This window comes from Pseudomonas sp. P20, from assembly GCF_016463925.1.
GTDB classification, from domain to species: domain Bacteria; phylum Pseudomonadota; class Gammaproteobacteria; order Pseudomonadales; family Pseudomonadaceae; genus Pseudomonas; species Pseudomonas aeruginosa.
Map to the genome: position 1 here is coordinate 1 of NZ_JAEMVM010000080.1, position 638 is coordinate 638.

1 protein-coding gene is annotated in these 638 nt (G+C 52.8%); it reads right to left on the bottom strand.

Translation table 11 applies throughout. The annotated features are described in order from the left end of the window. Positions 1-85: 85 nt before the first annotated feature. Positions 86-638 (bottom strand): IS6-like element IS26 family transposase (locus JHD77_RS31640; RefSeq protein ID WP_024181434.1); only part of this gene is annotated, 553 nt, incomplete at its 5' end.

The following is a 638-nucleotide window of genomic DNA, read 5'->3' on the forward strand; positions in this document are numbered from 1 at the left end:
GTCCGATCTTTGCCCGTGGCACATGGATGAAACGGCACTGTTGCAAAGTTAGCGATGAGGCAGCCTTTTGTCTTATTCAAAGGCCTTACATTTCAAAAACTCTGCTTACCAGGCGCATTTCGCCCAGGGGATCACCATAATAAAATGCTGAGGCCTGGCCTTTGCGTAGTGCACGCATCACCTCAATACCTTTGATGGTGGCGTAAGCCGTCTTCATGGATTTAAATCCCAGCGTGGCGCCGATTATCCGTTTCAGTTTGCCATGATCGCATTCAATCACGTTGTTCCGGTACTTAATCTGTCGGTGTTCAACGTCAGACGGGCACCGGCCTTCGCGTTTGAGCAGAGCAAGCGCGCGACCATAGGCGGGCGCTTTATCCGTGTTGATGAATCGCGGGATCTGCCACTTCTTCACGTTGTTGAGGATTTTACCCAGAAACCGGTATGCAGCTTTGCTGTTACGACGGGAGGAGAGATAAAAATCGACAGTGCGGCCCCGGCTGTCGACGGCCCGGTACAGATACGCCCAGCGGCCATTGACCTTCACGTAGGTTTCATCCATGTGCCACGGGCAAAGATCGGAAGGGTTACGCCAGTACCAGCGCAGCCGTTTTTCCATTTCAGGCGCATAACGCTGA